The organism is Pantoea sp. BR_17 (assembly GCF_041955125.1).
GTDB classification, from domain to species: Bacteria; Pseudomonadota; Gammaproteobacteria; order Enterobacterales; family Enterobacteriaceae; genus Pantoea; species Pantoea stewartii.
This window is the reverse complement of the sequence record NZ_JAVAXT010000001.1, coordinates 275370-288606: the sequence shown is the minus strand read 5'-3', so window position 1 is coordinate 288606 and position 13237 is coordinate 275370. Positions and strand designations below refer to the sequence as shown.

The window sequence follows — 13237 nt, the reverse complement described above, 5'->3', positions numbered from 1 at the left end:
GTTTGTAAAGTGTAAGCCATTGAGCGGGAAGCCTTCCGCGTAACAGACAGGAAACTACGATGAGCAAAGTATTAGTTCTGAAATCAAGCATTCTTGCAGGCTATTCACAATCTGGTCAGCTGGCTGACTTCTATGCTGAGCAGGCAAAGGCCAAAGGCGATCAGGTGACCCTGCGTGACCTGGCAGAAAACCCGGTACCGGTGCTGGATGGTGAGTTAGTGGGCGCGCTGCGTCCTTCCGATGCGCCGCTGTCTCCGCGTCAGCAGGAAGCCTTGTCACTGTCTGATGCGCTGATTGCAGAGCTGCAGGCACATGATGTGGTGGTGATTGCTGCCCCAATGTACAACTTCAACATTCCGACGCAGTTGAAGAACTATTTCGACCTGATCGCCCGTGCTGGCGTGACCTTCCGTTATACCGAAGCCGGCCCGGAAGGCCTTGTCAAAGGCAAGCGCGCCGTGATTCTGTCCAGCCGTGGTGGCATTCACAAAGATACCGCTTCTGACCTGCTGACTCCTTACGTCAAGCTGTTCCTGGGCTTTATCGGTATCACTGATGTCGAGTTTGTGTTTGCCGAAGGCATTGCCTATGGCCCGGAAGTCGCGACAAAAGCCACCGCCGAAGCAAAAGACGCGATCAAACACATCGTTGCGGCCTGATTCGCCGATCTTATCTGGAAACCGGGCTGAGCCCGGTTTTTTTATGCCTGCCGTACAACGTTGTCGCCCGGCTATTTCCTGAGCCACTGTCCGTTGATGCCACGTACATATTCCCCCGCTGCGGCACGGTTTACCAGCTTCTGTCCGGCGATTCTGGCCACCTCATCCGTTGTCAGGTTGTTCTGCTCTGCCAGACGTTGATACTGTGCAGCACGACCGTCATTAATGCGTTTAACCAGTGCCAGCGTGTCGCTGTCATCTGCGCGCGGCGCAATATATCCTGACAGTGTTTCTCCCACCCGGCCTGACTGACGGGCTTCATCCAGCGTCAATGCCCAGGCGGGCAGGCTCATCGTAAGGGCCAGTAAGCATGTGATACCGATGCGTTTCATGCGGGCTCTCCTCAAAACAGGTCGCTCTGATTTTTCAGTAACGCTTCCACATCCTTGTCCACTTTAATGTGGATCTCATGCTCGATTTTCACATTCATGTTGATGGTAATCGGATCTTTTGGCGCGGCAACTTCGATGCGCGGTACACAGCCCGTCAGCGGGAGTCCGGCTATCAGCAGCAGTAAGGCCCTGAGGCTCATGGTGAGGGTTCCTTTTTCGACGGCAGAGTGGCATTTTCCTCCACCCAGGATTGCAAATTATCGCCAAAGCGCAGGCTGCGCCACAATTGGAAAAGGTTTTCCTGATGACGATAGTTTAAATTTACGGTCTGGTTGCGGTTGCTGAAACGGCTGGTGCCCTGCACCTGCGCGACCATGGTCAGTTCGCCCAGATTATCCAGATTCAGCGTGGCCCAGGAACGCGAAATCTCCATATAGCGCAGCCAGTCCATCGCGGCGCCTGCCGCAATGTTATTTTGGGTGATGGCATCGGCCATGTCTTTATCCATCCGGAAGGTCAGCGGCCCGCTGTTGGCAATCCAGCCATTTTCGATGATCCAGCGCGCATTCGTGATCCACAGCGGTAATTCGCCATTCACCCTGCCCGACATCGCGAACTGCCTGGGTTTAATCGCGCTGACGAGTTTACTCAGGCTGATATCCCGAAGCGACACGCGCGCCGGGCTGTGCTGTGGCATCCGCAGAGACGGCATCGTAATTTTCCCGCCCAGCAGATCCATGCTGACATCCTGCAACCAGAGCGGATCGTTTTCCCGCCATGGCCAGGCGCCTTGTAAGTCAGCCTGAATATTCTGCATGGCAAACTGATTCTTGATTTCTGCGATGCGCAATGAAACTGGTCCACGTAAGCCAAAATGCCACTGTTGGTTTTGCAGACGGAATGGCAGCGAGAAATCGATGCCGTTAATCTGGCTGTCTGGCGTCCAGACGCTGCCGTTTTTCACCGTCCAGTGTCCGCCCGCGTGAAAACCCTGCTGAGCGGCGGCAGAAAACGCCACCTGAGCGCGCAGTTCGCCCGCGCGAATTTTCATTTTCAGATCGGGGCTGAGCAACGGCTGAAAAACCGTCAGCGACTGCGTGGGCCACCAGGCCTGACCGCGCAGGCGCTCGCCATCCCAGCGCCCGTTAACCCGTACCGGGCCGACCTTGCCGGCTTTCAGTTCGCCGCCCCAGACAAAATGACCGGGATCGCGCCCGCGGGCGGCAAAATCCAGCGTTGAGTGAGCCAGCCAGCCCCCGTAGCTGAAGTGCGTCTGACCGGCCTGCATCTGAAATTTTCCGTCAAAGGAAGGCTTGTCCGCCTCTCGCTGCCAGTTCACCGGGGCAGTCAGGATTAAACGCGGCTTTTCCACCCGCACGCTGCCGTATTGCATCTGGTTAAAACCGGTCGACAAGGTATCAAGATGGATAAGCGTGCCGCGCCAGCCACCGGTTCCCCTGACATCCCATTTCGCCTGTAACGGATGCATCTCGCCTTCTCCCCAGTAGCGCCAGCGCCATTCACCCGTATCCGGCCAGAAGTCACGGGCCCCGCCGTCCAGATGCAGGGTGAAGCGGCCAAAGCTGGGATCGTGCGCGCGCAGAATGGCCTGCAGGCGTCCAGAAATGCCCCGGGACGATAAGCGCACCCCCGCCAGCGGCCAGCGCGCTTCATCCACGTTCAGCGTTGAAAGTAAACGCCCGCGCAGGCGCAACAGTGCGTTGGGTTTAACAATCAGTTCGGGATTCAGTAATGATTCGGTCAGTTGCCCAGGAATACTGCCGAACAGCTGCATGGCAGCAAATTTACTGTCGCCGGTCAGTTGTAACGGCAGCTGGCTTTGCGTCAGGCTGAGATGACCGGGACCTATGCCCAGAACGACATTGCCTTTGCCGCCCCGCCCCTGCGTCAGCAGGTTAAGGCGGCCAGTGACCGTTGTGGCATCCAGCCCGGCCTGCCAGTTATCCAGCGTCAGCGTCACAAAGCCCGACAAGGGTTGCGCCGTGAGTGGCCAGTAATATTCACCCTTCTCAATAGTGATGCGGTCACGGCTGGCCTGCCACGGAAGACGCAGCAAGGGACGGGCAGCATCCGCTGTGGTGATGTTCAGCAGGCCGCTTTCATGCTGCCAGCTCAGTGCCGCTTTTAGCGGTTGCGGAAACCCGTCCAGGGCCAGCACGCCCGCGATCTCGCCGTTAACCGGCAGGCCGTTAGCGTATTGCGGCAGTTCAAAATGACCTTTGAGGCTGAGCGGCTCGGGAAGCGCCGGATGGGTGATCGTCAGTTGTCTGACCATCAGCTGCTGACCTTCCAGCGTGGCCTCAAGCTGTAAATTATCGCCCCGGTAATGCAGCTGCTGGCTGGCTTTATTGAGGGTCAAATCCAGGCCACCGGCATAGTCCTGCCAGGGCGAGATCGTCAGCTTATCAATGTGAATATCTGCGCCCGGCAGCATGGCCTGCCACTCTGCCAGCGTTTTCGGTGCGGTTGAGGCGGTTTGTGATTCGGGCAGCTGTTGCAGGCATTCGCTTTGCAACGTGACCTGTTGTGCGTTGAGCGTCCAGCGCGACTGTTGCCGGCCCAGCGCCGCGTTTTTGACGCTCGCCAGGCGACAGTCACCGGCTAAATAATGAAGAGATGGGAAAATGAGTTGCCCGTCATGCCAGCGTGGGCTGTTTTCCAGTTCGACGCGCGTGCCTGCAGGTAGCCAGAGGCCCACCAGACGCGGCAGCCACTGTGTAAGAGTCAGCAGTAATCCCAGCAGCAATAAAATCAGCGCCAGAATCGCGGCCAGGCGTCGACGGAAACTCCGTGGCATGAAAACAAGACTCCTTTTTTTTCAATATCCTGGGCGTAATGATGGCACGTAACACGCCGAAGGTGAAGGTTTGACCGGTAAGGTTAAAGAGGTGTCAGCAAAAAGTAAGAGAAAACGTTATCCTTGTTGCATCCCTTTTCCAGGAGCACCACGATGAAAATCGCCGTATACAGTACTAAACACTACGACCAGAAATATTTTGAACAGGTCAATAAACAGTATGGTTTCGATCTGGTCTTTTATGATTTTTTGCTGAGCGAAAGCACGGCCAAGACCGCCGTAGACTGTGATGCGGTTTGCCTTTTTGTGAATGACGACGGTAGCCGCCCGGTGCTGGAGGAACTGGCGGAATTGGGGGTGAAATTTATCGCCCTGCGCTGCGCCGGATTTAATAATGTCGATCTGAAAGCCGCGGCTGAACTGGGTCTGGAAGTGGTTCGCGTGCCCGCCTATTCCCCGGAAGCCGTCGCTGAACATGCCGTCGGCCTGATGATGACATTGAATCGCCGTATTCATCGCGCCTATCAACGCACCCGCGATGCGAATTTTTCGCTGGACGGCCTGACCGGTTTTAATATGCATAACAAAACCGCCGGCATTATTGGCACCGGCAAAATAGGCATAGCCACCCTGCGCATCTTAAAAGGATTTGGCATGCGTTTACTGGCCTTCGATCCCTATCCTTCGGAACAGGCGTTATCGCTGGGCGCGGAATATGTCGATCTGAAAACCCTGTTTGCCGAGTCGCATGTGATTACACTGCATTGCCCGTTAACGCCGGAAAACCATCATCTGCTTAATGCTAACGCGTTTGCGCAGATGCGCGATGGCGTCATGATTATTAATACCAGTCGGGGTGGGTTAATTGATTCTCAGGCCGCCATTGATGCACTTAAGCAGCAAAAAATTGGCGCGTTAGGCATGGATGTTTATGAGAATGAGCGGGATTTGTTCTTTGAAGATAAATCGAATGATGTCATTCAGGATGATATTTTCCGCCGCCTGTCAGCCTGCCACAACGTGCTGTTCACAGGCCATCAGGCTTTTTTGACCGCTGAAGCTCTGACTGCGATTTCAGAAACCACGCTGGAAAACCTCAGCCAGCTTCATCGTGGCGAAGACTGTCCGAACCGGGTGACGGCCTGATAACGCAGGCCGGTCACAGCCGGCCTCCGCGTTTAGCGGGCGCAGTTACCGCCGAGCAATGCCTGCTCGCTGCAGCGGCGTCCGTTGACTAACTGACACATGCCGATGCGCGAGCCGTCCAGTTGATTTGAAAACGCCAGCGTTCCCCCTGCATTGGCACAACTGGCCTCCGCCATTGCAGACATAACCACACGTGGCTGAACGTGGGCGGCGGTAGCTTGTTGTGGCGGCTCGTTGTCATCGCTGTTACTGCTGCAGGCAGACAATAACAACGCGGCAGCAGCCAGCAGAAAAGTCGCGGCTTTCATCAATCAGACTCCGGGAAGGTGAGTTAAAGGCTAAGCAAGAATATGTCAGCCCTGACACGCGGTCGAGAGAAGAAATAGCTTTTTACAAAAAATATCCTGACCTATTACAAGCAGAATTATCCTGTTATCACATAGTCACGTGGCGGAATATAGTTTAACCATGATGTCGAGCGGAGAAAAAGAATGTTAATGGATATGCTGATTCGTATCGCGCTGGCGGGCATTCTGGGCGGTCTGATTGGCCTGGAACGTCAGATGCGTGCCAAAGAAGCCGGATTACGTACTCATATTCTGGTCGGGATTGGCAGTGCGATGTTTATGCTGGTGTCTAAATATGGCTTTGCCGACATGTTGATGAAGGATCACGTTGCACTCGATCCCAGCCGCGTCGCGGCACAGGTTGTCAGCGGCATGGGTTTTCTGGGTGCCGGAACGATTCTGATCCAGAAACAGGTGGTTAAAGGCCTGACGACGGCAGCCGGGCTTTGGGTTACCGCCGCAATCGGCCTGGTCATCGGGAGCGGCATGTATGAAATCGGCATTTACGGCACCGTGCTGGCTCTGGTGGTGCTCGAGGTTTTCCGCCGTTTGAGTCATTTACTGATTGGTAAACACCATACGTTAATTGTTTATCTCAAGGCGAAAAGCGTGCCGCTGGTGCTGTTGGTCATGCAACGCGAAGGCATCCGCTATGGCAATATTTCGGTCATTAACCGGGACGAGGAAAGCGGTTTATGTGAATTAAGCGTTCAGGTTACCCTCTCCCGGAAATCCAGCGATGCGCATCTGTATGACAAAATCATGGAAGTAAAGGGCGTGCAGTCGCTGGAGATGATGTAGGACATGGATGCTGCGTTGTGCCGCTTCCGCACGATAAAAGCGTAGATGCACGTTCTTGTCGGGCGGGATAAATCCCACCCGACAGTAGACATATCCTTACCCTCACCATGAAATCTTCATTTCTGCTTTCATTGCGGCTTATTGTCGGCGTGAATAACGCCTTTATCTGACCGTGTTTATTCTCTGCTTTTCATCTTATCTCTCTTGCCAGTGCAGTTGGCAAAAATAAGACGGAAGGCAAAATATCGTGGTCAGTCACCATCAGGTTTATGCTTAACGATAATTGATATTGGAAATTGCACGCGTAATCCGTACCATACGCGGCATACTTTGCCTGCTGACAATCTTCGGCGGGTGATAACCTGTCATAAAAGCAAATCAGGGGGCACGGCAACAGGCTCAAATGTGCCCCTTTGATTATTGAGAAGCGACGTAATGCTGCAAAATCAAGAAATTAACAAGAAAGAACAATACAACCTCAACAAGCTCCAGAAGCGTTTACGTCGTCACGTAGGCGAGGCCATTGCCGATTTTAATATGATCGAAGAAGGCGACCGCATCATGGTTTGCCTGTCTGGTGGTAAAGACAGCTATACCATGCTGGAGATCCTGCGTAGCCTGCAGAAGAGCGCGCCGGTGAGTTTCAGTCTGGTGGCAGTCAATCTTGATCAGAAGCAACCCGGTTTTCCGGGGCATATCCTGCCGGAATATCTTGAGGCGCAAGGTGTTGAGTACAAAATTGTCGAGGAAGACACCTACTCTATCGTTAAAGAGAAGATTCCAGAGGGCAAAACCACCTGCTCGCTGTGCTCGCGTCTGCGTCGTGGCATCTTGTACCGCACAGCCACAGAGCTGGGCTGTACCAAAATTGCGCTGGGCCACCATCGCGATGACATCCTGCAAACGCTGTTTTTGAATATGTTCTACGGCGGCAAGATGAAAGGCATGCCACCGAAGCTGATGAGCGATGACGGGAAACACATTGTCATTCGTCCACTGGCCTACTGCCGCGAGAAAGATATCATTCGTTTCTCCGAAGCGCGTCAGTTCCCGATTATCCCGTGTAACCTGTGTGGTTCGCAGCCTAACCTGCAGCGTCAGGTGGTGGCAGATATGCTGCGCGACTGGGATAAACGCTATCCGGGCCGGATTGAAACCATGTTCAGCGCGATGCAGAACGTCGTGCCGTCACACATGGCCGACGTGAATCTGTTTGATTTCAAAGGCATTCAGCACGGGGATTCGGTGGTGGATGGCGGCGATCTCGCTTTCGATCGCGAAACCCTGCCGGTGAATCCGGTTGGCTGGCGCAGCGATGAAGACGATGCACCCGATGTCAGTGAACGCCTTGATGTTTTAGAGATTAAATAACGCTGCTGAATACATTAAAGGTAAAGGGCATGCGCGTAAACGCATGCCCTTTTTTTATACGTTGCGGTGAGGCGGCGGGTCCATTATCGGCGGAAACTCCGGATCCGGTGGCGGATCGGGTTGCGGCTGAGGAATGGGGGGCGGATCGGTTGGAATCGGCTCGCTGTTATGTATCGCCTTCATACCGTGCTCCTCTGTAGCGAATGAACATTAAGCTTAGGAAAGATTAGGCCTTTCAGCCAGCAGGTAAAAAAAAAGCCGGCAACAAGGCCGGCGTAGGTCGAATCAACTGTACTATGCAGTTATTCAAAAAAAGGAAGTAAGACAATATGGAGCGCAACGCCCATCGCTTGACGTTGCATTCACCTGCGGGAGAGAGTTTGCGTCAGTTGCCTCCGGCAGGTATTGATGTCGATCAGCTTTACTTCTGTTAAGCCCTCTGTCACTAAGGCAATTCACAGGCTTTGTCTGTCAAAGCCAACGCCGCTTACGTAAATACCCCGCCACGCCTAACGCCAGTATGACCAGTAAAATACAGAACACGCTGAAGCCGTAGCGCCATCCGCCGCCGGGAATGCCGCCCAGGTTGACACCAAACAGCCCGGTTAAAAAGGTAGCGGGCAGAAAAATCATCGCCATCAGCGACATTGTATAGGTGCGGCGATTCATGGATTCGGCCATTACCGAGGCGACTTCATCGGCCAGCACGGCCGTTCTGGCTACGCCCGCGTCCAGATCGTCCAGGCCGCGCCCCAGCCGGTCGGCAATCTCCTGCATGCGGCGGCGCTCACTGTCGTCCATCCAGGGCAGTTTCTCACTGGCGAGCCGGGCAAAAACATCACGCTGTGGAGCCATGTAACGGCGCATCACAATCAGCTGTTTGCGCAGCAGGCCCAGTTCACCCCGCGGGGGAATGCGTTGGTCCAGTAAGGCATCTTCGAGCTCAATGATTTTGTCATGCAGATCTTCGATAAATTCGCTGGTGTGACCGGTTAACGCATCGCAGACCTCGACCAGCCAGCTGCCACAGTTGACCGGGCCGTTACCGTTTTCGAGATCGGTCAGCACTTCATCCACGGCAAATACTTTACGTCGCCGGGTGGACACAATGAGCTGATCGTTAATAAACACCCGCATTGCCACTAACTGGTCAGGGCGCGCATCGCTGTTATGGTTCACGCTGCGCAGGACAATCATAAAACCATCCCCCAACCGGGACACGCGAGGCCGCATGCTTTCACCGGCCAGCGCATCACGCACGGCATCCGGGATCTGAGGCGTGGATTGCAGCCATTCAGCACTGCGGGGATGAGTATAATTGAGATGCAGCCAGCAGGGATGCTCATCGTGCAGCACCTGGGTTTCATCAATCGGTATCATGCCGCCCTTTCCATCCAACTGGCAGGAAATGATGGCATCTGTTACCTGAAGCGATTTTCCTTTCACACCGTCCACACCGTTACCCCGCTATCAAAATCAATACGATACAGTCTAGCGTGGCGGTGTTGAGTTGCAATCCTGAGCCTGTGTACAAAGATGTCAGAAGGCGGCCCGTGGCAGACCGCTTTAGATCAGTGTTTCTCAATCCACAGTTCACGGCTGTAGGCGACGTCTTCCGGGTTGGTGATCGGATAGCCTTTCACCCACGGCTTGATCAGGCGACCATTGGTGTACTGGTAAATGGGCGCGATGGGGGCCTGTTCCGCAATGATTTGTTCGGCCCGGTTGTAATCTGCATTGCGGGCCTGGTCACTGGTTTCCATGCTCGCCTTGGCGATCACGGCATCATATTCGGCATTTTTGAAGCGCGGGATATTACTGCTGTTGCCGGATGTCAGCAGAGTTAAAAAGGTCGACGGCTCATTGTAGTCCCCCACCCAGGAGGCGCGGATGACGTCAAAGCGTCCAGAGTTACGGCTGTCGATATAGGTTTTCCACTCCTGATTTTCCAGCTTCACGTCCACGCCAAGATTCTTCTTCCACATGGATGCAACCGCAATGGCAATCTTCTGGTGGCTTTCAGACGTATTATACAGCAGCGTCAGCTTCAGGGGTTTCGTCGGCCCGTATCCTGCCGCCGCCAGCAACGCTCTGGCCTGCGCGTCCATCTCTTGTTGATTATGCTGTTGCTGCAAGGCAGGCAGCGGTTTAAATCCGGCGGTCACATCTGGTGTAAAGTGCCAGGCCGGTTTTTCACCCGTGCCCAAGACGTTGTCCGCGATAACCTGGCGATCGATACTCCATGACAGCGCTTTGCGTACGCGCGCATCGGCCGTAGGGCCCTGCTGCGTATTAAACGCGTAATAGTAGGTTCCGAGTTGATCCGGCGTATAAACCTGCCCCGGCAGCGTCTTTTTCAGCAGGGCATACATGTTTTTAGGAAACGATTCGGTAATGTCCACATCGCCCGCGCGGTAGCGCTTGGTGGCGCTGGATTCTTCGTTGATGGGCAAAAAGGTCACTTTAGTTAACACGGAGTGCGCGTTATCCCAGTAGCGGGGATTACGCACCAGTACGATTTTTTCGTTAACCACTCGGCTGTCAAGTTGGTAAGCGCCGTTTCCGACCAGCTTGCCGGGCTGTGTCCACTGATCGCCCTCTTTCTCAATCACGCGTTGCGGGACGGGATAGAAAGCCACATTAGACACCATGGCCGGAAACCAGGGCACCGGGCGCGAGAGCGTCACTTTCAGGCGGTGTTTATCCAGCACGGTGACGCCCAGTTTGTCCGGTGTTGTCGTCCCTTTAGTGATAGCGTCCGCCTCACTTAAACCACTGAGCGCGACAAAAGAGGCCTGAGACGAACTGGTTTTAGGATCCACTACGCGCTGCCAGCTGTAGACAAAATCCTGTGCAGTGACGGGCTCGCCATCAGACCAGCGTGCATTATTGCGCAGGGTGAAAATCCAGACTTTGTTATCACTGCTGCTCCAGCTTTGTGCCACACCCGGCACAATTTTCCCGTGAGCATCCTGGCTGGTGAGCCCTTCGTAGAGATCGCGCATCACCTGGATTTCGGGCAGTCCCACGGCTTTAGCCGGGTCAAGTGACGCAGGCTCATCTTTGATGTGACGGACGATCTCTTGTTTTGCGGCGAGCTGCGCGCCTGCGGGCACCTCTGCGGCAAAAACGGGTAAGGTGGCGCTAAGCAGACTCAGGGCGGTTAGCGTTGGAGAAAAGCGAATAATCATGTTCACCCCTTTACGATAAAGAAGTGCTGCATCAGCGTCTCACTGAGTCAGCCTGTTACTGGCCACTTTATCGCAAATTGCTGATTGATAAATAGCTATTTTCCCCCGGCGGCTTTTCCGCTACTTTTAAGGAAACCCTCTGGAGAATGTCACTATGCCGTCAATGCATCCCCGCTCACAGCGCGGAAAACTGGCTATTTCCTGGCAGCAATACGGGCGTTCCGTTCTGGGTGCCCCGCTGCTCTGGTTTCCCGCCAATCAGACTGACAGCAACAGTGGACTGATTCTGGCTGGCACGCACGGTGATGAAAACGCCGCGATTGCGGCCCTTTCTGCGGCGCTGCGCACCCTGCCTGACGGCCTGCGCCGTCATCACGTTGTTCTGGCGGTCAATCCCGATGGCTGCCAGCTGGGGCTGCGGGCGAATGCTAATGGCGTTGACCTGAACCGTAACTTCCCGGCGGCTAACTGGCAGTCAGGTGAAACGGTGTACCGCTGGAACAGCGCGGCAGACGCGCGGGATGTGACGCTTTCGACAGGGGCACATCCCGCCTCAGAGCCGGAAACCCAGGCGTTATGCAGCCTGATTCATCAGCTAAAACCGGCCTGGGTGGTTTCCTGGCATGAGCCGCTGGCCTGTATCGACGATCCGCATCACGCCGAGGTCGGTGCCTGGCTGGCCGCGCAGACGGGTTTGCCGCGCGTCAGCAGCGTGGGCTATGCCACGCCCGGCTCCTTTGGCAGTTGGTGTCACGACCTGAGTCTGCCGTGCGTGACCGCAGAGATGCCCGTCATTGCGGTAGATGAGGCGACGGAAACGTGGCTGGAGGTGATGGTTAATCTGCTACGCTGGCAGCCGTGATTAATGCCCCGTTCTGTACCTTCAGGGCGGGCTCGACATCAACAGCCAGCCAGGTGGCACCATCCAAATCGGCAAAGCGCACCATAGGTACCAGCGGCAAGGCGGCGCGAATCGCCCGGGACGTACAGATCATGCAGCCCAACATCAGCGTAAAGCCCTGATCGCGCGCAGCCTGTGCCAGCGCCAGCGCTTCCGTCAGCCCACCGGCTTTATCAAGTTTGATATTCACCATGTCGTAGCGCCCATGCAGCGCGGGCAGGCTTTCCCGCGTGTGGCAACTTTCATCGGCACAGATGGGTAAAGGGTGAATAAAATTTGCCAGCGCCTCGTCTTCTCCAGCCGGTAACGGCTGTTCCAGCATAGCGATTTCCAGATCGGCTAACAGCTGGCAGCGTGCCGCCAGCCCTTCGGCGTGCCATGACTCATTCGCATCCACGATTAACGTGGCGTCGGGCACAGCCGCACGGATCGCCATCAGGCGCTCGGTGATAAAGTTGTTGTCCATTTTAATTTTGAGCAGCGTTGCGCCATGCTGCCACAGTGCCTGGGCACTGCTGGCCATCGCCTCTGGTGTATCAATGCTGACCGTTTGTGCGGTGACCACTGACGCGATCGGTGCAATGCCGACGACCTGTTCCAGCGTGCGGTGCTGCTGCCGGGCGGCCAGATCCCACAGCGCGCAGTCAATGGCGTTCCGGGCGGCCCCTGCGGGCAACAGCGTTTGCAGTGCCTCGCGGGTCAGGCCCTGCTGAAGCTGGGGCATCACCGTCGCGATGTGCTCCAGCACCAGCGCTTCGCTTTCGCCATAGCGCGTATAAGGCGTGGCTTCTCCCGTGCCTTTTACTCCGTTTTCTTCAATTTCCACCACCACGACTTTGGCTTCAGTGCGGTTGCCGCGCGCGATGACAAACGGCGTATGCAACGGCCAGGCTTCGGGATAACATTTTACCGTCCTCATTAGCGCTCCTTGTTATCAGCGATTCATCACTGTCATTTAAATTCAGGCAACAATTACACTCGTAAACCCTTAAAATTTATGTCATAAACAAAGGCTATATCTGTACTGATGCCCTATTTTTTTGTCAGATAACATCATTAGAAGGAATTCGTATGTCTCAGACTGTTCACTTTCAGGGCAACCCGGTAGCGGTTGCTGGCCAGTTTCCGCAGCCCGGCGATAGCGCTAAACCTTTTACGCTGGTGGCCAAAAACCTCGCGAATGTCTCACTCTCTGAGTATGCAGGAAAACGCAAGATTCTGAATATTTTTCCCAGCGTCGATACTGGCGTGTGTGCGTCTTCGGTACGTAAATTTAACCAACTGGCGGGCGAACTGAATAATACCGTGGTGTTATGCATTTCAGCCGATCTGCCGTTTGCTCAGTCGCGCTTCTGCGGCGCAGATAACCTGAATAACGTGGTCACGCTGTCCACGCTGCGCGGTGGCGAGTTCAAACAGGATTACGGGGTGGAAATTGCTGACGGTGCCCTGCAGGGCCTGACCGCGCGTGCCGTCATCGTGCTGGATGAGCATGACAACGTGCTGTACAGCCAGCTGGTGAATGAGATCACCACCGAGCCGGATTATGATGCTGCGCTTGCCGCACTGAAATAAGACGGGACACAGCGGATAAGCGCCCGCTTATCCGCT

At 55.1% G+C, this 13237-nt stretch carries 14 protein-coding genes; 6 read left to right on the top strand and 8 right to left on the bottom strand.

Annotated features, from left to right (window positions below; translation table 11 throughout):
* Positions 1 to 59 precede the first annotated feature (59 nt).
* On the top strand, positions 60 to 659 hold the full coding sequence (azoR, locus tag RAC60_RS01315) for an FMN-dependent NADH-azoreductase (protein ID WP_375092462.1): 600 nt from the start codon (positions 60 to 62) through the stop codon (positions 657 to 659).
* A 71-nt stretch (positions 660 to 730) separates the two neighbouring features.
* Here the strand turns inward: azoR and RAC60_RS01310 are convergent, their stop codons facing one another.
* Genes RAC60_RS01310 through RAC60_RS01300 form a run of 3 tightly spaced genes read right to left on the bottom strand, consistent with a single transcriptional unit; the run spans position 731 to position 3869 of the window.
* The gene (locus tag RAC60_RS01310) at positions 731 to 1051 is read right to left on the bottom strand and encodes a YdbL family protein (RefSeq protein ID WP_033741770.1); all 321 of its coding nucleotides are present in this window, start codon (positions 1049 to 1051) and stop codon (positions 731 to 733) included.
* Positions 1052 to 1062: 11 nt separating this feature from the next.
* Entirely contained in the window at positions 1063 to 1251 is a 189-nt protein-coding gene (locus tag RAC60_RS01305; RefSeq protein WP_006119266.1) for a YnbE family lipoprotein, read from the bottom strand.
* Entirely contained in the window at positions 1248 to 3869 is a 2622-nt protein-coding gene (locus tag RAC60_RS01300) for a YdbH family protein (RefSeq protein WP_375092461.1), read from the bottom strand. Before RAC60_RS01300 ends, RAC60_RS01305 begins: the two co-directional genes overlap by 4 nt.
* A 153-nt stretch (positions 3870 to 4022) precedes the next feature.
* Here RAC60_RS01300 and RAC60_RS01295 point away from each other — a divergent pair, with 153 nt between their 5' ends.
* Positions 4023 to 5015, top strand: coding sequence for a 2-hydroxyacid dehydrogenase (locus RAC60_RS01295; RefSeq protein WP_039340236.1), 993 nt, complete (start codon positions 4023 to 4025; stop codon positions 5013 to 5015).
* Positions 5016 to 5047: 32 nt separating this feature from the next.
* On the opposite strand, the gene RAC60_RS01290 is transcribed toward RAC60_RS01295, so the two are convergent.
* On the bottom strand, positions 5048 to 5323 hold the full coding sequence (locus tag RAC60_RS01290) for a DUF333 domain-containing protein (protein ID WP_162285770.1): 276 nt from the start codon (positions 5321 to 5323) through the stop codon (positions 5048 to 5050).
* Positions 5324 to 5506: 183 nt separating this feature from the next.
* Here RAC60_RS01290 and RAC60_RS01285 point away from each other — a divergent pair, with 183 nt between their 5' ends.
* Positions 5507 to 6163, top strand: coding sequence for an MgtC/SapB family protein (locus tag RAC60_RS01285; protein ID WP_006119272.1), 657 nt, complete (start codon positions 5507 to 5509; stop codon positions 6161 to 6163).
* Positions 6164 to 6598: 435 nt separating this feature from the next.
* A complete protein-coding gene (ttcA, locus tag RAC60_RS01280; protein ID WP_262959106.1) occupies positions 6599 to 7534 on the top strand; it encodes a tRNA 2-thiocytidine(32) synthetase TtcA in 936 nt (311 codons plus the stop codon).
* A 54-nt stretch (positions 7535 to 7588) separates the two neighbouring features.
* Here the strand turns inward: ttcA and RAC60_RS01275 are convergent, their stop codons facing one another.
* From RAC60_RS01275 to RAC60_RS01265, 3 genes are all read right to left on the bottom strand, one after another.
* On the bottom strand, positions 7589 to 7717 hold the full coding sequence (locus RAC60_RS01275) for a hypothetical protein (protein WP_255421282.1): 129 nt from the start codon (positions 7715 to 7717) through the stop codon (positions 7589 to 7591).
* A 288-nt stretch (positions 7718 to 8005) separates the two neighbouring features.
* Entirely contained in the window at positions 8006 to 8989 is a 984-nt protein-coding gene (gene zntB / locus RAC60_RS01270; RefSeq protein ID WP_006119281.1) for a zinc transporter ZntB, read from the bottom strand.
* Positions 8990 to 9105: 116 nt separating this feature from the next.
* Positions 9106 to 10725 (bottom strand): ABC transporter substrate-binding protein, encoded by a 1620-nt coding sequence (locus tag RAC60_RS01265; RefSeq protein ID WP_375092460.1) that lies wholly within the window; start codon positions 10723 to 10725, stop codon positions 9106 to 9108.
* Positions 10726 to 10879: 154 nt separating this feature from the next.
* Here RAC60_RS01265 and mpaA point away from each other — a divergent pair, with 154 nt between their 5' ends.
* Complete coding sequence (gene mpaA, locus RAC60_RS01260; protein WP_039340227.1) at positions 10880 to 11587, top strand: murein tripeptide amidase MpaA; 708 nt, start codon at positions 10880 to 10882, stop codon at positions 11585 to 11587.
* Here the strand turns inward: mpaA and ycjG are convergent.
* A complete protein-coding gene (gene ycjG / locus RAC60_RS01255; RefSeq protein WP_375092459.1) occupies positions 11562 to 12545 on the bottom strand; it encodes an L-Ala-D/L-Glu epimerase in 984 nt (327 codons plus the stop codon). The genes mpaA and ycjG overlap by 26 nt on opposite strands.
* 152 nt (positions 12546 to 12697) lie before the next feature.
* On the opposite strand from ycjG, the gene tpx reads away from it, so the two are divergent.
* Positions 12698 to 13201 carry a thiol peroxidase gene (gene tpx, locus RAC60_RS01250; protein WP_006119290.1) on the top strand — a complete coding sequence of 168 codons (504 nt, stop codon included), beginning with the start codon at positions 12698 to 12700 and terminating at the stop codon, positions 13199 to 13201.
* The last annotated feature ends 36 nt before the right edge of the window (positions 13202 to 13237 follow it).

What these genes read in the sequence shown, in the direction of transcription:
- azoR (WP_375092462.1), top strand. Translation starts at nt 60, where the DNA reads ATGAGCAAAGTATTAGTTCTGAAATCAAGCATTCTTGCAGGCTATTCA.
- RAC60_RS01310 (WP_033741770.1), bottom strand. Translation starts at nt 1,051, where the DNA reads ATGAAACGCATCGGTATCACATGCTTACTGGCCCTTACGATGAGCCTG.
- RAC60_RS01305 (WP_006119266.1), bottom strand. Translation starts at nt 1,251, where the DNA reads ATGAGCCTCAGGGCCTTACTGCTGCTGATAGCCGGACTCCCGCTGACG.
- RAC60_RS01300 (WP_375092461.1), bottom strand. Translation starts at nt 3,869, where the DNA reads ATGCCACGGAGTTTCCGTCGACGCCTGGCCGCGATTCTGGCGCTGATT.
- RAC60_RS01295 (WP_039340236.1), top strand. Translation starts at nt 4,023, where the DNA reads ATGAAAATCGCCGTATACAGTACTAAACACTACGACCAGAAATATTTT.
- RAC60_RS01290 (WP_162285770.1), bottom strand. Translation starts at nt 5,323, where the DNA reads ATGAAAGCCGCGACTTTTCTGCTGGCTGCTGCCGCGTTGTTATTGTCT.
- RAC60_RS01285 (WP_006119272.1), top strand. Translation starts at nt 5,507, where the DNA reads ATGTTAATGGATATGCTGATTCGTATCGCGCTGGCGGGCATTCTGGGC.
- ttcA (WP_262959106.1), top strand. Translation starts at nt 6,599, where the DNA reads ATGCTGCAAAATCAAGAAATTAACAAGAAAGAACAATACAACCTCAAC.
- RAC60_RS01275 (WP_255421282.1), bottom strand. Translation starts at nt 7,717, where the DNA reads ATGAAGGCGATACATAACAGCGAGCCGATTCCAACCGATCCGCCCCCC.
- RAC60_RS01265 (WP_375092460.1), bottom strand. Translation starts at nt 10,725, where the DNA reads ATGATTATTCGCTTTTCTCCAACGCTAACCGCCCTGAGTCTGCTTAGC.
- mpaA (WP_039340227.1), top strand. Translation starts at nt 10,880, where the DNA reads ATGCCGTCAATGCATCCCCGCTCACAGCGCGGAAAACTGGCTATTTCC.
- ycjG (WP_375092459.1), bottom strand. Translation starts at nt 12,545, where the DNA reads ATGAGGACGGTAAAATGTTATCCCGAAGCCTGGCCGTTGCATACGCCG.
- tpx (WP_006119290.1), top strand. Translation starts at nt 12,698, where the DNA reads ATGTCTCAGACTGTTCACTTTCAGGGCAACCCGGTAGCGGTTGCTGGC.